We start from the raw sequence: 18,811 nt of genomic DNA, 5'->3' as shown, positions 1-18,811 counted from the left end.
GCCGCCCAAAGGGGCGTGGCGCGCACGCGTGCGCCACATCCCCCCTCGCGCGCCATGTTCATGCCATGCGCCACGGGCACGGTAACAAAGAACCGCCTTGCATCACCGGGGCTTCATGGGCCAAACCGAGGCTCTTCCATCCGGTGCCAGGACGAAATACGCATCGGCAACGGTTTCTGAAGGGCTGAATAACTCGTCATGCTATCGGTACCCCTTGGGCGTCTTGTCGCGTTCTGTTCCAAACAGGCCATTGCGGTGGTCCTGCTCTTTGCCGTGCTGGCCGGGGGGGCGACGTTCGCAAGCTATACCCGGCTGGGCGTCACCACCGACACGGGCACCATGTTCTCGTCCGATCTGCCGTGGAAGCAGCGCTCGGACGAAATGGGACGGCTGTTTCCGCAAAAACAGGACCAGCTGGTCGCGGTAATCGACGCGGCCCTGCCGGAGGAGGCACAGCAGACGGCGATCGACCTTGCCGCAAGGCTCAAGGGCGATCACGCGCATTTCAATTACGTCACCACGCCACAGACCGATCCCTATCTGGTGCGCAACGGGCTGATGTTCCTTGACCCCAAGGCGCTGGAGAACGTGCTGGACACCACCATCACCGCGCAGCCGTTCCTGGGGCAGCTGGCGGCGGACCCGTCGGGACGCGGCCTGTTTGGCGCGTTGTCGATGATCGCGCTGGGCATCCAGCATGGCGAAGGCGACCTCAAGGGGTTTGCCTCCGCGCTGTCGGGTTTTGCCGCGACCCTGGATCACGCGGCGCAGGGCCATCCCGAAACCATGTCGTGGGAACGCCTGCTGGCGGGCGACCTTGCCGACATGGGCGGCAAGTACCAGTTCGTCGTGACGCAGCCCAAGCTTGATTACGATTCATTCCAGCCCGGCGGAGCGGCCGCCGACGCCATGCGCGCGGCGGCGCGCGACCTGCCGTTCGTCAAATCGGGACAGGCGCATATCCACATTACTGGCGATATCCAGATCGCGGACGAGGAATTCGCCACCGTGGCCGAAGGCATGGTGGCCGGCCTGCTGGGGTCGCTGGTGCTGGTGACGCTGTGGCTGGTCCTTGCGGTCCATACGTGGCGCCTGATCGCGCCGATCATCATCACGCTGGTGACGGGACTGCTGCTGACCACCGGGTTCGCCGCGCTGGCGGTGGGCAAGCTGAACCTGATTTCCGTGGCGTTCGCCATCCTGTTCGTCGGCATCGCGGTGGATTTCGCCATCCAGTTCTGCGTGCGTTTCCGCGCGCAGTCCCTGCCCAACGGGGTCGTGCCCAGCCTGCATGACGCGCTGGAGCGCACGGGCAACGAAACCGGCCACCAGATCCTGGTGGCGGCGACCGCGACCTCCGCCGGCTTCCTTGCCTTTACGCCCACCGCGTTTGTCGGCGTGGCACAGCTGGGCCTGATCGCGGGCTTTGGCATGATTTTCGCCTTTGTCTGCACGCTGACGCTGCTGCCCGCGCTGCTGCGGATTTTCCGCCCGACAGCGGGCCATGGCTCGGTCGGGTTCGCGTTCGCGCGCCCCATCGACATCGCCATCCGCCACCATCGCAGGATCATCCTTGGTGTGTTCGCCTGCCTTGCGCTGGTGGGCGCGGGGCTGATCCCGACCCTGACATTCGATGCCGACCCGCTGCATACCAAGAACCCGAAGTCCGAAGGGATGGTCACGCTGGGCATGCTGATGTCGGAACCGCAGTATTCGCCCTATTCGGTCGATGTGCTGATGCCCAGCCTGGATCAGGCGCATGCGATGTCGGACAAGCTGTCGCAACTGCCGCTGGTGCATGACGCGCTGTGGCTGGGATCGCTGGTGCCGGCAGACCAGAAGACCAAGCTGCCGATGATCCAGGACGCGGCCAACATCATGCTGCCGACCCTGATCGTGCCCAACCCCAAGCCCGCGCCGGACGCAGCCGCCCTGCGCGAGGCTGCGGCAAAGACGGCCGCCGACCTGGGCGGGGTGCTGGACAAGCTGGCGGCCAATGATCCCCTGCGCCAGATCCAGTCGGCGCTGACGCGCCTGTCGCAGGCGGATGACCAGACCGTGATGAACGCGAACGAGGCACTGGTCCATTTCCTGCCGATGCAGCTGGATATGCTGCGGACCATGCTGCAGGCCAAGCCGGTTTCGATATCCGACGTGCCGCCCATCCTGGCCAACGATTACCTGCTGCCTGACGGACGCGCGCTGGTGGAGGTGCATCCCACCAAGCAGATGACCGGCAATACCGCCCTGCACCGTTATGTCGACAGCATCCGCAAGGTCGCGCCGACGGCGGCGGGCAGTGCCATCGACATCGTCGAAAGTGCCGCCACGATGGTCCATGCCTTTGTCATGGCCGCGTGCGCCGCGATCGTGATGATCGCGATCATCCTGTCGATCGCGCTGCGCCGCCTGCTGGATTCCGCGCTGGTGCTGGCGCCGCTGCTGCTGTCGGCGCTGATGACCGTGATCCTGATCGTGGTGGTGCCGGAACAGCTGAATTTCGCCAACATCATCGCCCTGCCGCTGCTGCTCGGGGTGGGCGTGTCGTTCAACATCTATTTCGTCATGAACTGGCGCGCGGGCGTGAAGATGCCGCTGTCGAGTCCCACGGCGCGCGCGGTGCTGTTTTCCGCGCTGACGACAGGCACGGCGTTCGGGTCGCTCGCCGCGTCGCACCATCCCGGAACGGCCAGCATGGGCCGGCTGCTGCTGCTGTCGCTGGCCTGCACGCTGATGGCGACGCTGGTCTTCGTGCCGGCCCTGCTGCCCAAGCGCGCGATTGACGAGGAATGAGCCCGTAGTCAGGTCAGGGTGCCCGCGGCCCCTGACCTGACGGAAAACGCGCCCTTGAGAAATCCTGTAAATTCCAAAAAGTTTTTGGTGAAGCTTTTTGCAAAAAGCTTCAAAGGAACGCCGCCTTTTTGAAAAAAGGCGGCACCCAAAAACTTCTGTTATCTTATATTCAGGTCGTCCCGTCGCATTTGTGCGACGGGTCTCAGCCCTTGATCCAGACCTCGACCGGGCCGCGCACCATCATGGTCATCGGGTTGCCGTGACGATCCATGCTCTTGCCCACGGCAAGACGGACCCAGCCTTCGCTGATGCAGTATTCCTCGACATTGTTTTTCTCAACACCCTTGAATTTGACGCCAATGCCGCGTTCCAGCAGGGCCTCGTTGTAAAACGGGCTGGAGGGATTGGCGGACAGGCGGTCGGGCGGTGTATCGGTCATGTGCGATCTCTTCGTGGTTGCGGGTAATCCGGAGCATGCCTGACATAGCGGCTCCACCGATGTAATCCAAGCAGCGGAGTCGCCGCCATGACGGTATGCGCGCGACGCCCCTCCGTCATGTGGGAACGCCGGGGCATCGCGTCACGAAAACATGGACAAACACCCCCGAAACCACGGATATGAAACCCCGTTTCATCCCCGCCCGCCCCGCGCCGTCATATCCCGGGCCGCATCCCCGCGCAGAAGCCGTATCCCCCATGTCCATCGCCACCACGACCACCCGCACCGCCTCCTCCACGCTGCCGCCGCTCATGCCGTTCTGGATGATCGGGCTTCTGGGACTGCTGACCGCGATCGGCCCGCTTTCGACCGACATGTACCTGCCTGCCTTTCCCGTGCTGGACCAGGACCTGGCGCATGGCCGCAACGGCGCCAGCCAGATCACGCTGGCCGCGTGGTTCGCCGGACTGGCGGTGGGACAGTTCAGCATGGGACCCCTTTCGGACCGGCTGGGCCGGCGCACGCCCCTGATCGGGGGGCTGGCGATTTTCCTCGTGGCCTCCATCGGATGTGCGTGCGCCACCACGCTGGACCTGTTCTGCCTGTGCCGGTTTGTCGCGGCACTTGGCGGATCCGCCTGCAGCGTGGTGCCACGCGCCATCGTGCGCGACGTCGCCACGGGACGGCAGGGGGCGAAGATCATGTCGCAGCTGACGCTGGTGTTCGGCCTGATGCCCATCCTCGCCCCCTCGCTGGGGAGCCTCGTGCTTTCGGTCGGGCACTGGCGGTGGATTTTCTGGGTCGCGGTGATCTATGCCGTGGTTGGGCTTGCATGGACGGCATCCATGCTGCCTGACACGATGCCGCGCGACAGGCGCATCGCGCTGTCGCTGTCGGGCATCGCGACACGGTATATCGGGCTGGTGCGCGAACCGGTTTTCATGTCGAGCGCCCTTATCACCAGCTTTGCCTCCTTCGTGATGTTCGCCTACCTCACGGCGTCGCCGATCCTGTTTGAAAAGCTGCTTCACTTCACCCCCGCGCAGTTCGGGGTGTTCTTCGGGCTCAACGCGGCGTTCTTCATCACGGGGGCGCAGATCAACGGCTGGCTGGTCCATCGCCATCCCCTGACGCGGCTGCTGAACCTGGGCATCCTCGTCTGCCTGTGCATCAGCATGCTGTGCCTCGGGCTGTCGCTCTCCGGTTTTGCCGGGCCGAGGCATCCGGCGGTGATCTGCGCGCTGATCATGGGCATTACCGGCACGCTGGGCTTTATCGGGCCGAACGCGATGGTGCTGGCGTTCACGCATCACGGACATCAGGCCGGAAGTGCATCGGCCCTTATGGGGACCATCCAGTTCTCGCTCGCGGCATTCAGCGGATTCGTGCTGGGGCATGTGACCTTCCACAGTCCCACGCCGCTGGCGGTCACGATCATGGTAGGCGTGACCGCCATGACGGGATGCAATGTGTGGCGGCATATATGTGACAAAAAAGTATCAGCCGCCGCCCTTTCTGGCACTTCCGCTTGACACCAGTCATGCGCTTTTCCCATCCTCATGGACGAAGCCGCATGACGTGTGCGCTTCATGGACGTTTCCTCCCTAAACTCCGGCGGCGTCTCACGACGCCGCCTTTTTTTGGGACTTCGAGAATTTTCCTGCGAACATGCGGTTCGGGTCACGCGCTTTGGCTTTGACGCCGGCATCATCCCGCGCTACGGCAGGAACATGTCCGACCCAACTTTCCCCTCCACGCCGCTGATCCCCATGGGGGATGCGCGTGGATAAAATCCTGGATTTCATCGCGGGCATCGGCCGCACGCTCCTCGACATGGTGCGCATGGCGGGACAGGTGACGCTGTTCGGCCTGCTGGCGGTGTCCCATCTGGTACGCCCTCCCTTCTACTGGCGGACATTCTGGGGATCGCTGATTGAAATCGGCTATTTCTCCCTGCCGGTCGTCGCGCTGACGGCGCTGTTTTCGGGGGGGGTGATCGCGCTGCAGTCCTATACCGGATTTGCGCAGTACCATGCGCAGAGCGCGATCGCGGGCATCGTCATCCTTGCGGTCACGCGCGAACTCGGCCCCGTGCTGGCGGGCCTGATGGTGGCGGGTCGCGTGGGGGCGGCGATGTCGGCGGAAATCGGCACGATGCGGGTCACCAACCAGATCGACGCGCTCAGCACGCTTTCGACCAACCCGGTCAAATACCTTGTCACCCCGCGCCTGCTGGCGGGGACGCTGGCGCTGCCGTTCCTGGTGATCGTGGCCGACATCCTTGGCGTCATGGGGGGCTTCATCGTCTGTGTCATGAAGCTCAACTTCGTGCCGCAGGCCTATATTTCCGCGACGCTGTCTTCGTTCAAGATGATGGACGTGACCGTGGGGCTGGCCAAGGCCGCGATCTTCGGTTTCCTGATCGCGCTGATGGGCTGCTATCACGGCTATCACAGCCGCGGCGGGGCGGAAGGCGTGGGGGCGGCCACGACGGCGGCGGTCGTCGCGGCCTCGATCCTGCTGCTGACCTTTGATTACCTCCTGACGGATGTGTTCTTTTCGCAATGACCGGACAGACGCCGAAAATCCGCATTCGCGGCCTGTGCAAATCCTTTGGCCCGAAAGTGGTGCTCAACGGGGTGGACCTCGACGTCATGACGGGCACGTCGTTCGTCATCATCGGGGGATCGGGCACGGGCAAGTCGGTGCTGCTGCGCTGCATCCTCGGGCTGGTGACGCCGGATGCGGGAACGATCGAAATCGACGGCGTGGACGTGACAACCCTGTCACCGCGCCATCGCGAACCCTATATGGAAAAGATCGGGATGCTGTTCCAGAACGCCGCGCTGTTCGACAGCCTGACGGTCTGGGAAAATGTCGCGTTCGGTCTGATGGCGGCAGGACGGCAGCACAAACACCGGATCAGCCGCGCCGATGCGAAGAAACGCGCGGGCGAACTGCTGGAGCAGGTGGGGATGGATCCGGCGGTGGGCGCACTTTCGCCCGCCGAACTGTCGGGGGGCATGCAAAAACGCGTCGGACTGGCACGCGCGATCGCGGCGCGGCCGGAAATCCTGTTCTTTGACGAACCGACCACCGGCCTCGACCCCATCATGGGGGCCGTCATTGACGGGCTGATCGTCGATTGCGTGCGCAAGCTGGGATCGACCGCCATCGCCATCACGCATGACATGGCCTCCGCCCAGCGGATCGGCGACCAGGCGGCCATGCTGTATGAAGGCAGGCTCATCTGGCAGGGACCGGCGACCTCGCTTCTGGACAGTGGCAACCCGATCGTTGACCAGTTCACGCATGGCCGGCGCGAGGGGCCGATCAAGGTGGATGTCCGCGTCTGAGAGGCTGTTTGAAACGACCTTCCTGAAAAGTTTTCGGGTGTTGCCTTTTTTCAGAACGGCGACGTTCTTCGAAGCTTTTTGCAAAAAGCTTCACCAAAAACTTTTATGATTTCAGGGCATTGTCGGGCCGATCCTTTATGACAAGCTCTGGACGGCAGGCCTGCTGCCTTTTTCACATGCGCGATGTCGCGTCCTTTCACACCATAGCTGGGGAACCAAGATGGCCCGCCGTCCCGCCAACCGCTTTGTCTGTCAGTCCTGTGGCGCGGTCTTTCCGAAATGGTCGGGCCGGTGCGATGCCTGCGGCGCATGGAACAGCATCGTGGAGGAAACGGTCGAACCCACGGCCGGGGGCGCGGTCGCGCCACGCCGCAGCCGGGGCAAGCGCATCGAACTGGTCGGGCTGGCGGGCGACACGCCGCCGCCTGAGCGCATAGAAACGCGGATCAGCGAACTGGATCGGGTTCTGGGCGGGGGGATGGTGCCGGCCTCCGTCGTGCTGGTGGGCGGGGATCCGGGCATCGGCAAATCAACCCTGCTGCTTCAGGGGGCCTGCGCGCTGGCGGGCATGGGGCGCAAGGTCATGTATATTTCCGGTGAAGAAGCGGTGGACCAGATCCGCCTGCGCGCGCGCAGGCTGGGGCTGGACGCGCCGGCGCTGGAACTGGCGGCGGCGATCAATGTCGCGGACATTACGGCCACGCTGGAAAACGAGCGTGACGTGGCGCTTGTGGTCATCGATTCGATCCAGACGATGTGGATGGAAACCGTCGAAAGCGCGCCGGGCACCGTAAGCCAGGTCCGTTCCTCCGCGTTTGAGCTGATCCGCCTGGCGAAACAGCGCGGCTTCTGCCTGATGCTGGTCGGCCATGTCACCAAGGAAGGCGCGCTGGCCGGTCCGCGCGTGCTGGAACATATGGTCGATGCCGTCATGTATTTCGAAGGTGATCGCGGCCATCAGTTCCGCATCCTGCGCGCGGCAAAGAACCGTTTCGGCGCAACGGACGAAATCGGTGTCTTTGCCATGACCGATCAGGGACTGGTGGAGGTGCCCAATCCCTCCGCCCTGTTCCTTGCCGAACGGCGCGGGCATATCGCGGGGTCGGCGGTTTTCGCGGGGATGGAGGGCACGCGCCCCGTGCTGCTGGAGATACAGGCACTGCTGTCGCCCAAGGCGGGTGACGGCGCCCCGCGCCGCGCCGTGGTGGGGTGGGAGACGGCGCGGCTGAACATGCTGCTCGCCGTGCTGGAATCGCGATGCGGGATGAAGCTGAACGCGATGGATGTCCACCTGAACATCGCGGGCGGGCTGCGGGTGATGGAACCCGCAGCCGACCTTGCGGTCGCGGCCGCCCTGATTTCGGCCGCGACCGGACAGCCGACGCATGCGGGCGCGGTCTATTTCGGCGAAGTCGGCCTGTCAGGGGAGGTGCGCCAGGTCTCGCTGGCCGATACGCGCCTGAAGGAGGCGTACAAGCTGGGGTTCGAGAGCGCCTACCTGCCGCGACGCATCGCGCGCGGCAACCGCCGCCCCAGCGCGCCGGACGGCATGCAGTTGCATGAAATCGGGCATCTTGGCGACCTTGTCAGCCTGTTCGCCACGGAGGAGGAGTGATCCGGCGTGAGCGAGACGCCCCTGATCCTGACGCAGCAGGTCATGCTGGAACGCGAAATCCGCAAGAGCCTCTTTCTGGCACAGGCCGCCCCCGTCTCTTCGGCGGAGGCAGCGCTGGCCTTCATTGCGGAGGTCAGCGATCCCGACGCCACCCACAACTGCTGGGCCTATCGCATTGGACAGTCCTATCGCAGCGACGATGATGGCGAACCGGGGGGCACCGCCGGCCGCCCCATCCTGCAGGTGATCGAGGGACAGGGATTCGACCGGACCGTCGTCGTGGTGACACGCTGGTTCGGGGGGATCAAGCTGGGGGCGGGGGGACTGGTCCGTGCCTATGGCGGGACGGCGGCGGAATGCCTGCGTACCGCCCCGTCACGTCCCCTCGTGCCGATGTGCGGCCTGACCTTCCATTGCGGCTTTTCCGAACATGCCCTGATGCGTGCCCGCCTGCTGGCGATGGACGCGACGATAGAGGCGGAAACCTTTGGCGCGGATGGCGTTGACCTGCGCATCACCCTGCCACAGGCACGCGAAGACGAAGCCCGCGCGCGCATCACCGACATCACGCGTGGACAGGCCGTCATTCGGGTCATGGAAGACCTAGATCCTGAAAACCATTAAAAGTTTCTGGTGAAGCTTTTTTCAAAAAGATTTGTAACCATCGCGACTTTTTTCAAAAAAGTCGGCACCATGAAATTTTCATTACCTTTAATGAACGGGTAATGAACGGTTTTTTTAATCAGGCGTCATGAACCATGTCGAGATCCGCGAACCGCGTAAATTCGCCCTCGAAGAACAGATGCACCGTGCCGGTCGGGCCATGGCGCTGCTTTTCAAGGATCAGTTCCGCGCGGTTATGGGCAAGGTCCATCTTGCGCTGCCATTCCTCCAGCGCGGTCTGGTACTTGTCCTGTGAATCGAAGGACGTTTCCTTGGGCTGGCGCTGCTGGAGGTAATACTGGTCGCGATAGACGAACATGACCGCGTCGGCGTCCTGCTCGATCGAGCCGGATTCACGCAGGTCCGACAGCATCGGGCGCTTGTCCTCGCGGCTTTCGACCTGGCGCGACAGCTGCGACAGCGCGATGACCGGCACCGACAGTTCCTTGGCCAGCGCCTTGAGGCCCTGCGTGATCATGGAGATTTCGAGCACGCGGTTTTCCGGGCGCGTCCCCACGGATGGCCGCATCAGCTGAAGGTAATCCACCACCACGAGGCTAAGGCCCTTGGTGCGCGCCAGCCGGCGGCAGCGCGTGCGCATGGCCGACAGCGAGATGGCGGGCGTATCGTCGATATGCAGCGGCAGCTGCGCCAGCTCGCGGCTGACCTGCACGAAACGGTCGAACTCCTTCTGTCCGATTTCGCCCCGGCGGATCCGCTCGCCCGATACGCTGGCCTGTTCGGACAGGATACGGGTGGCCAGCTGCTCGGCCGACATTTCGAGGGAGAAGATGGCAACCGATCCCTTGGGCTGGGTGCCGGGGGCGGCTTCCCGTGCCTCGCGCATCAGGGCGCGCGCGGCGCTGAAGGCGATCTTGGTCGCCAGCGCCGTCTTGCCCATCGCGGGCCGTCCGGCAAGGATCAGCAGGTCAGACGGGTGCAGTCCGCCCGTTTTCTTGTCCAGATCCCGCAGCCCGGTGGTCAGGCCCACCACGTCGCCGGCGCGGCTGAAAGCCTGCTGCGCCACCTCCAGCGCCTCCGCCAGCGCCCGGTCAAAGGCGAGGAAACCACCATCCTGCCCCTTTTCGGTGGCAAGGCGGAACAGTGCCTCCTCCCCCGCCTCGATCTGGTCCACGCCGGTCATGCCGGTGCTGGATCCGAACGCGGTGTTGACGACATCCTCCCCGATCTCGATCAGCTGGCGACGCACCCATGCGTCATGGATGGCGCGCCCGTAATCGGCGGCGTTGATGATGCCCACCATCGCGCCAAGCAGCTTCACCAGGTACCCTGCCCCCCCAACCGCGCTCAGCGCGTCGGAATTCTCGAACTCCGAACGCAGCGTCACCGGGTCGGCCAGCAGCCCGGCCTCGATCCGTCGGGAAATGGCGTCAAAGATGACGCCGTTCACCTCGTTGGCGAAATGGGCGCCGGTCAGGAAGTCCGACACGCGGTCATAGGCGCGGTTGTTCGTCAGGATGGCGCCAAGCAGCGCCTGTTCCGCCTGGATGTTGGCGGGGGGCGTGCGCTGGGAAATCCCGATCAGGGAGCCGGAGGCACGGGGCTCGTCGGGGGTGGGATTGATCGTATTCACGGTATCCATTCTATCCGACATCATGACTGTACAGGAGGAGGGTCAGGACGCGCGGACGCATCAGACCCCGAAACTTGCGACAAGGTCCGCCAGCCCGAACTGGCGGTGGCGTTGCAGCCGGGCCGCGGTCAGGATGGCGCGCGCCTGAGCGATGGCGCAGTCCAGATCGGCATTGACGATGACATGATCGAACTCGTTCCAGTGCGAAATCTCGTCCCGGGCGGCCTGCATGCGGCGTTCGATCTCCGCCTTCTCGTCCGAGCCACGACCGTGCAGGCGGCGCTCCAGCTCCTCGATCGAGGGGGGAAGCACGAACAGGCCCACCACGTCGTCGGGCAGCGCCGCACGGATCTGGCGATGCCCCTGCCAGTCGATGTCGAACACCATGTCACGCCCCTGCGCCAGGGCCTGTTCCACCGGCGCGCGGGGCGTTCCGTACCCCCGACCGAAAACGGTCGCCCATTCCAGAAGTTCGCCGGCGTTCGCCATTTGCGTGAAACGTTCCATGGTGCGAAAGTGGTAATGAACGCCATCGGTTTCGCCGGGTCGGGGCTGGCGGGTCGTGACGGAAACGGAATGCAGCAGCTGGGGCTCTGATGCTCGTAACGCATTGGCAATGGTTGATTTTCCTGCCCCGGAAGGCGCGGAAATGACGAGGCATACCCCACGACGCGGCACTGGGGGACAGGATGAAGACACTGGCGCGCGCGTCGTGGTCATTGTTTGAATCCTTGCTCGATGGTCTTTGGTCCGGGCCGATACGGGGCCGGATTCGCGATGTTTTATCAGGCGGAGAGTATTCTGCGAATATGAAACCCATTTCTATGCGACGCGAAGCTGCCCCTGCGTCCAGTGCCGGTCATGAAACCGCCCTTTCCGGCCGGGCAGGCGCCGCATGAACCTGTGCCGTGTCTTTATCATGCGTCCCGTTGCCACGACACTGGTCTCGCTGGCATTGCTGCTGGCCGGTGTCTTTGCCTATCGCGTGCTGCCGGTGGGGGACCTGCCGAACATCTCCGTTCCCATTATTTATGTGGTGGCGTCACAGCCGGGTGCCTCGCCACAGCAGATGGCGAGTTCCGTCACGACGCCCCTTGAACGCAGGCTGGGACAGATTGCCGGCGTCAACGAAATCGAATCCGATTCCAGCCAGGATTCCGCGTTCATCCTGCTGACCTTCGATGATTCAGTGAACATCGACGCCGCCGCGAACGACGTGGAGGCGGCGTTGCAGGCCGCGCGCAGCGACATGCCCGCGACACTGCAGTCACAGCCGCAGTACTGGAAGGCCAATCCGTCGGACAACCCGATCATCATCCTGACCCTGACATCGGACACCCAGCCGGTGTCCCACCTGTACGATATCGCCAAGACCCGCCTGCAGCCCCTGCTGTCGCAGGTGCAGGGGGTGGGCTGGATCGATATCGAAGGCAGTTCCGCCCCCGCCGTGCGCGTGGACATCAATCCCTTCCCCCTGTTCAAGTACGGCCTGGGGTTCGAGGACATCCGCTCCGCCCTGGCCTCGGCCAACGCCAACACGCCCAAGGGCTTCATCCAGGACGGGCCGACCCGCTACACGCTGGCGACCAATGACCAGGCGCGCGACGCGGCGCAGTACCGCAACCTTATCATCGGCTACCGCAGCGGCCGTCCGGTGCGCCTGTCGGACGTGGCGAGCGTGCATGACGGGGTGGAAAACGACCACAAGGCCGGTTTCTTCAACGGTCATCCCGCCGTCATGGCCATCGTGCGGCCAAAGGCGGGGGCGAACGTCATCCGCGTGATCGACCAGATCAAGGAACGTGTCCCCACCCTGCGCGCGGCCCTGCCAAAGGGCATCACCCTGACGCCCGTGATGGACCGTTCGGTCACGATCCGCGCGTCGCTGGCCGATACGCAATGGACGCTGGTCATATCGGTGGCGCTGGTGGTGCTGGTGGTGCTGTTTTTCCTGCGCACGCCGCGTTCCACCCTCATTCCCGCAATCACGGTGCCCATCTCTCTGGCGGGGACGCTGGCGGTCATGTACGTGTTCGGCTTCTCGCTCGACATCCTGTCGCTGATGGCGCTGACGATCGCCACCGGGTTCGTCGTGGATGACGCCATCGTGGTGCTGGAAAACATCGCCCGCCATATGGAGGCGGGGATGGGCCGCATGCAGGCGACGCTGCTGGGATCGCGCGAAATCGCCTTTACGGTGCTGTCGATCACCATCTCGCTGGTCGCGGTGTTCCTGCCGCTGCTGCTGATGGGGGGGACGGCCGGGAAGATCTTTTTCGAATTCTCCATGACGCTGGCCATCACGGTGGTCATGTCGCTGTTCCTTTCGCTCAGCCTGACGCCGATGATGTGCAGCCTGCTGCTGGAGGTGAACCATGACGCCCCCCTGCCGCCGGACGCCCCGCTGTGGCAGCGCGGCATGCGGGCCTGTTCGGACGGATTCGAACACCTGTTCGCCATGGTGCTGCGGATTTACAGCCGCTCCCTTGAATGGGCGCTGCGCCATCATGTCCTGACGGCGCTGACGCTGCCGCTCAGCTTTTTCCTCATGATCGGCATCCTGGTCATCATGCCCAAGGGGATCCTGCCCAAGGAAGACGTCGCCCTGATCATGAGTTTCTTCCGCGCCGACCAGACCACGTCATTTCCCGTCATGACCAGCAAGATCCGCCAGATCAGCCAGGCCATGACAGAGGATCAGGATACGCAGGAAGTCCTTGCATTTTCGGGCGATTCCAACATCGAAGGACAGGCATTCGCCCAGATGATCGACCGGACGAAGCGCCGCGACGGCCCTGACGAAATGATCGCGCGCATCCACAAGCGCCTGCGCAACGTGACGGGGCTGGACCTGTCGATGTTTTCGGCAGGCGACATCAGTGGCGGCGGCGGCCGGCAGAAGCAGGGCGCCTATCGCTATATCCTGACCAGCGACAACGCCGATGACATCTATGTCTGGGTCCCACGCCTGACCGCGACGCTGCGCAATGACCCGGTTCTGCGCGATGTCACCACCGATGTCATGAACAATGGCGCGGCCGTTCACGCCAGCATCGTGCGTGACGCCGCCGCGCGCTACCTGATCACCCCGCAGTTGGTCAGCAATACGCTGTACGATGCCTTCGGACAGCGTTCGGCGTCAAACATCTCCACCTCCCTTACGACCTATCACGTCGTCATGCAGGTGGAGGACCGTTTCCGCACCACGCCGGACATCCTGTCCGCCTTCCGGCTGTCCACCTCGGGCGGGAGCGCGGGCGGCGGCACGGTTTCAAACACGATCCGCGTGCCCAACCCGACCGACACCAGCAGCCAGTTCACGCAGTTGAGCCAGCAGTCGTTCCGAAACTCCATCGCAAACAGGCTGGCGGGCGGCAATGGCGCATCGAACGGTTCCGCCGTTTCCTCCAGCAGCGAGACGATGGTCCCCCTGTCGGTCGTCGCCAACCTGGAACGCCACCCGACGTCCATCACGGTGTCGCATCGCGACGGATTCGTCTCGGCGGCGATTTCCTTCAACCTTGCGCCGGGCAAGGCGCTGAGCGACGCCAGCGACGAAATCCGCACGACCATGGTCAAAATGGGGGTTCCGCCCTCCATCCAGGGGGGATTTTCGGGACAGGCGGCGCAGTTCCAGAAAGCCATCGTGAACGAACTGCTGGTGTTCGTCGCGGCCCTTGCGACCATGTATGTCACGCTGGGCATCCTGTATGAAAGCTACATCCATCCGCTGACGATCCTGTCCACCCTGCCCTCCGCTGCGGTGGGGGCGGTGCTGGCGCTGTGGCTGACGGGGCAGGAATTCTCGCTGATTGCAATGATCGGCATGATCCTGCTGGTGGGCATCGTGAAGAAGAATGCGATCCTGATGGTGGATTTCGCCCTGCATGCCGAACGCGACGGCGGCATGTCGCCCGAACAGGCCATCCGGGAGGCGTGCGTCAAACGATTCCGTCCCATCATCATGACGACGATGGCGGCGGCCTTTGGCGCCGTTCCGCTGATCATCAGCGATGGGTACGGGATCGAACTGCGTCGCCCGCTGGGAATCGCGGTCGTGGGTGGTCTGGCCATGAGCCAGCTTCTGACGCTCTATACCACGCCGGTCATCTACATCTATCTCGACCGGCTGCGGGCGTGGAGCAAACTCAAGGCCATGCGGCTGATGCGAAAAAATAATCCCCTTGAAGCCTAAAAAATGAAAAAAGGGGGTTGCCGACGCCAACGGGGCGGGTTAAAAGCCGCCTCACAGCGCACCCGTAGCTCAACTGGATAGAGCACCAGACTACGAATCTGGGGGTTAGAGGTTCGAGTCCTTTCGGGTGCGCCACTTCTCAAAAAACATGATGGCTGTCGGATCAGGGGTTGCAAAACTCTGGCTGTGGGTTTTTGCGTGTCTGGGCGCATGCATGACCGTACGCTGGCGCAATCCCTTACATGTCGTCCGGACAGGCATCCGTGGCGTTTTTCCAAAGACTGCCTGAAAATAATTCATAGATAAGTATTAAACGTTTTTGGGCGCCGCCTTTTTCCAAAAAGGCGGCTTTCTTTCTGAAGCTTTTTGAAAAAAGCTTCGCCAAAAACTTTCTTATGGTGAGAGGATAATAAAAACATGGTCTGGGTCAGCCATTATTATCCCTCCCCGGAAAACAACCCTACTGCCATTAATATGGCAGTAACATATGCCATGACTGAAAATCATGAGACCACGCTTTTGGCGTATTTATGTCTCCTTAACCGTTCATGTTTACCCTGTAGATATAGAATGTGCCTGTTTAGTTAGTGTTCCATTAACTATTAGCCAATTTCTCTGCAAGGTTGATCGTTGTCATGTTGCCATATTCCATCATTTCGCAGTTCGTGGAGGACGACAGGGAAAACGTCGTCATATCAAGGAAACTTTTCCGACTGCTGCTTTCGGGATATCTGAGGTCCCTTCCCTTTGACGAGCAGGCCTATCTGGCTGCCAACCCGGATGTGGACGCGGCAATCCATCGGGGCGAACTGGACAGCAGCGAGGATCACTTCGTCAATGTCGGTTTTTTCGAAGGACGGGACACCGGCGGCAGCGAATTCGATGAAAAATGGTATCTCAAGAACAACCCTGACGTAGCGGCCTCCGTCCGCCGTGGCGACTGGGTCAGTGGCAAGGATCACTGGCAGATGGTCGGACGCGCCGAATTCAGGGCGCCGTCAAAGGCGTTCGTCGCCATATATGATACGTGGCGTGCCTTTCTGTCGCCGGACAACACAAAACGGAACGATTAAGAAAACATCCCCATCCCAGCATTGATTTTTTATTCCTGTCGTAAGGTCGCCTGTGAGAATGGATGAAGATATAGGTGCATTTATAATAAGATCCACACGGCACTATATTGCTTTCCTGATCTCGCAATATGATGAGCTTCAGAACATTCCTGATGATTTCCCGCATGTTCTGGGACGGCTTGAATATCTCCAGCGTTCGTATCCCAGCGCGCATGATATCATGCTGGGTATCGGGCTCTGCCGTCTGGCGATTGGCGAACCGCGTGCATCCGAACCGTTCGAGTTGCTGTCCTCGCTCGTCATTTCGCCAACCGCGCGTTTCTTCCTGTTGCTGACGCGCCTGTGGTTTGGGGCGAATGACCGCGCCTTTACCGAACTGCGCGCGTTCCTGCGGGAAGTCGCCGTCATCTTTGACGACGTGGCGTTCCATGTTTTCAGCGCCATCTGCGATGCAAACCGCTGTGTCGGCTGGTGCGCGATGCTGCCGGACGGGCAACCTGTGCTGGGCATCAGGGACGGCAGGGGCACCGACATCATCCTGCGCGATGATGAAGCGGAATATGCCCCGACACTCCGGCCAATGGGGTCTGTCCGGGGGTTCAACCTTTACGGGATCGAGGGTTTCACGCTTCCGGCCCACCTTCCCAAAATCCACCTTCTTCATGACGGCCGGGACATGCTCGGCAGTGGCATCGACAGCAGGGCGATCTGGCGCTGCGAGGGATTTGTCGAAGGCAGTGCCGAAGGGCTGAAAGGCTGGTGCCGCTATCCCAACAACCTTGCGGCGGATGACCATGTCCGGGTGCATTCGGTCGCGGACAACACGCCTATCCTTGATGCGACGGTATCAAGGAACATTCCCGACAGTCTGGTCGTTGAAAAGGCCCGGACACCGTTCCTGATCAAATGGGATGACCTGCGCGGGTCACAGACGCCGGCCGTGCGCGTGACCGACCGCTTCGGGCAGGAGTTTTACGGAAGTCCCCTCGATGCCCTTGCCGGGGCCAGATATGCACGCGCGCAGGCACAATGGGTCGCGACGAAGTTTCCCAGCGCCTGTCCCACAAAAACGCCCCTGCCCACCTTCAACCAGCCCTTTCCCGCGCTGTACACGCCGGATTTCAGGGAACCGGAAGTCCCGGCAGGGACAGGACCCGCCACCCGGCCTGTCGCCGTCATCATTCCTGTCTATAAGGGGTACGAGGTTACCAGGGAATGTATTGAACTTGCCCTTCGGTGGCGTCGTCCCACGGACCGTATCGTCGTCATCAATGATTTTTCGCCTGACCCACGCATCGTGGATTTCCTCGGAACATTCGAGGATCAGGAAGGCATTGCAATCATCAGCAACGAACGGAACCGGGGCTTTACCTGTTCCGCCAATCGTGGCCTGCGGCAGGTGCGCCGGGACGAGGACGCGATCCTGCTCAACAGCGATACGATCCTGCCCCCCGGCTGGATCGGCAGGCTGCAGGAAAGCGTTTACCGCCAGCCCGACATCGGCACGGCGACCCCCCTGTCCAATGCCGCGACAATTTTCAGCTATCCCCGCAATGACGGCAACAATCCCATTCCTTCCTATGACGAAGTTGTCGAGATGTCTTCGCTTCTCGCGGAAATGGACAGCAGCAGGATCGTGGAGGTTCCGACGGCGCATGGGTTCTGCATGTATATCCGCGCGGAATGCCTGCATCAGACCGGGGTCCTGCGTGAAGACGTCTTCGCGCAGGGCTATGGCGAGGAAAACGATTTCAGCCGGCGCGCCGCCTCCCTGGGATGGCGCCATGTTGTCTGTCTCGGCACATTCATCGGCCATGCGGAAGGACAGTCCTTCAGCGCGTTCAAGGGCGATCTGATCCGGCGGAATCTGGAACTGCTCGACGGGCTTCATCCGGGTTATCACCGTCTGGTCAATGAATGGCAGAAACACGATCCCTTGGGGGAATTCCGGCGGGATATGGACATCCGCCGCCTGTCACAGGCCGTCGGACCGCATCGCTGCGTCGCGCTGGTGACCCATGATCGTGAAGGGGGCGTCCACCGCTTCGTGCAGGAACGTGCCCTTGCCCTTTCGGAGGAGGGGTTTGTCCCCCTTGTGATCTCGCCCTGTCCCGCCGCGACGGAAGATGCCTATCCACGCTGGAAAATCGTGCCCTACCTTATGGAGGATTATCCCAATATCCTTCTTTCAAGACGCGGGTCGGAACTGCGGGATTTTCTCCTGAACCTCAACTGCGACAGGATGGAAATCCACAGCTATATCGGCGCGGGGATCCGGGACATCCACTGGATATCCCTCTTCGGGATTGAATATTGCATATATATTCATGATTATTCCTGGTTCTGTCCCCAGATTACCCTTGTGTCCTACAACGATGTCTATTGCGGCGAACCCGAAGCGGATGTCTGTCAGTCCTGCATCATGGATCGTGGCACGGCCAATGATGACGACACCACGCTGCCCCGGCTGCGTGAGTTAAGCGCCGATATTTTCCAGCGGGCAGTTGCCGTGATCACGTCATGCGATGACGTGGCAACACGGTACCGGCGCCATATCAACGTACCCACGGTTCCGGGCCAATGGGAGCCACCGGTTACGACACAGGATGTCGTTTTCAGGGAAAAGGACAGTCAAGATGTCAGGCGTGTCCTGCTGATCGGTGCGATCAGCATTGAAAAAGGATATAATATCCTCCTGAAACTGGCGCGGCATGTCGCATCCGCCGGATTGCCGCTCCGTTTTTCGATTGTCGGTTTTACATGCGACGATCACCGGCTTCTTGAAACAGGCGTTGTCACCATTACTGGCCGTTATGGCGAGGGCGAACTGACATCACTGGTTCAGGCGCAGAATTGCGACTGGGGCTTCCTTCCGGCCTTATGGCCTGAAACCTGGTCCTATGTGCTGACCGAATTCTGGCGTCAGAAAATGCCCGTGGTGACATTCGACATCGGGGCCCCTGCCGAACGCATCCGGACCGCAGGCGGGGGGCTGGTTGTGCCGCTTCATCTTCCGGTCGCGTCCCTTGCCGCAGTGCTGATGAACCCGGCCCAGTTCGGGGCGCGGCAATGATAATATATGG

12 protein-coding genes and 1 tRNA gene are annotated in these 18,811 nt (G+C 62.1%); 10 read left to right on the top strand and 3 right to left on the bottom strand.

The features are described 5' to 3' along the window. Positions 1–198: 198 nt before the first annotated feature. A complete protein-coding gene (locus tag NJLHNGOC_RS11065; protein WP_113596416.1) occupies positions 199–2,793 on the top strand; it encodes an MMPL family transporter in 2,595 nt (864 codons plus the stop codon). 202 nt (positions 2,794–2,995) lie between these two features. Here the strand turns inward: NJLHNGOC_RS11065 and NJLHNGOC_RS11060 are convergent, their stop codons facing one another. Then, positions 2,996–3,232, bottom strand: a complete 237-nt coding sequence (locus tag NJLHNGOC_RS11060) for a DUF3297 family protein (RefSeq protein WP_113596415.1) — start codon at positions 3,230–3,232, stop codon at positions 2,996–2,998. A 257-nt stretch (positions 3,233–3,489) separates the two neighbouring features. Between NJLHNGOC_RS11060 and NJLHNGOC_RS11055 the strand changes: the two genes are divergently transcribed. From NJLHNGOC_RS11055 to NJLHNGOC_RS11030, 5 genes are all read left to right on the top strand, one after another. Then, on the top strand, positions 3,490–4,764 hold the full coding sequence (locus NJLHNGOC_RS11055) for a multidrug effflux MFS transporter (RefSeq protein ID WP_113596468.1): 1,275 nt from the start codon (positions 3,490–3,492) through the stop codon (positions 4,762–4,764). A gap of 250 nt (positions 4,765–5,014) precedes the next feature. Then, positions 5,015–5,800 (top strand): MlaE family ABC transporter permease, encoded by a 786-nt coding sequence (locus NJLHNGOC_RS11045; RefSeq protein WP_113596467.1) that lies wholly within the window; start codon positions 5,015–5,017, stop codon positions 5,798–5,800. Continuing rightward, entirely contained in the window at positions 5,797–6,588 is a 792-nt protein-coding gene (locus NJLHNGOC_RS11040; protein ID WP_113596413.1) for an ABC transporter ATP-binding protein, read from the top strand. Before NJLHNGOC_RS11045 ends, NJLHNGOC_RS11040 begins: the two co-directional genes overlap by 4 nt. 220 nt (positions 6,589–6,808) lie before the next feature. Next, positions 6,809–8,203 (top strand): DNA repair protein RadA, encoded by a 1,395-nt coding sequence (radA, locus tag NJLHNGOC_RS11035; RefSeq protein WP_113596412.1) that lies wholly within the window; start codon positions 6,809–6,811, stop codon positions 8,201–8,203. A 42-nt stretch (positions 8,204–8,245) separates the two neighbouring features. Beyond that, positions 8,246–8,827 carry an IMPACT family protein gene (locus tag NJLHNGOC_RS11030; protein ID WP_113596466.1) on the top strand — a complete coding sequence of 194 codons (582 nt, stop codon included), beginning with the start codon at positions 8,246–8,248 and terminating at the stop codon, positions 8,825–8,827. A gap of 118 nt (positions 8,828–8,945) precedes the next feature. Here NJLHNGOC_RS11030 and NJLHNGOC_RS11025 read toward each other — a convergent pair whose 3' ends face one another. Further along, positions 8,946–10,469: a replicative DNA helicase gene (locus tag NJLHNGOC_RS11025; RefSeq protein ID WP_113596411.1), complete on the bottom strand. Its 1,524-nt coding sequence runs from the start codon at positions 10,467–10,469 to the stop codon at positions 8,946–8,948. A 51-nt stretch (positions 10,470–10,520) separates the two neighbouring features. Further along, entirely contained in the window at positions 10,521–11,180 is a 660-nt protein-coding gene (gmk, locus tag NJLHNGOC_RS11020) for a guanylate kinase (protein ID WP_113596410.1), read from the bottom strand. A 175-nt stretch (positions 11,181–11,355) separates the two neighbouring features. Here gmk and NJLHNGOC_RS11015 point away from each other — a divergent pair, with 175 nt between their 5' ends. The 4 genes from NJLHNGOC_RS11015 (at position 11,356) to NJLHNGOC_RS11000 (ending at position 18,801) form a co-directional block, all read left to right on the top strand. Next, a complete protein-coding gene (locus tag NJLHNGOC_RS11015; protein ID WP_113596409.1) occupies positions 11,356–14,655 on the top strand; it encodes an efflux RND transporter permease subunit in 3,300 nt (1,099 codons plus the stop codon). 58 nt (positions 14,656–14,713) lie between these two features. Beyond that, positions 14,714–14,790 (top strand) — tRNA-Arg (locus NJLHNGOC_RS11010). A gap of 500 nt (positions 14,791–15,290) precedes the next feature. Beyond that, on the top strand, positions 15,291–15,728 hold the full coding sequence (locus NJLHNGOC_RS11005) for a hypothetical protein (RefSeq protein ID WP_113596408.1): 438 nt from the start codon (positions 15,291–15,293) through the stop codon (positions 15,726–15,728). A 220-nt stretch (positions 15,729–15,948) separates the two neighbouring features. Continuing rightward, entirely contained in the window at positions 15,949–18,801 is a 2,853-nt protein-coding gene (locus NJLHNGOC_RS11000; protein ID WP_165837923.1) for a glycosyltransferase, read from the top strand. Positions 18,802–18,811: the final 10 nt, after the last annotated feature.

The organism is Novacetimonas cocois (assembly GCF_003311635.1).
Classification (GTDB): Bacteria; Pseudomonadota; Alphaproteobacteria; order Acetobacterales; family Acetobacteraceae; genus Novacetimonas; species Novacetimonas cocois.
This window is presented reverse-complemented; position numbering and strand designations above follow the sequence as displayed.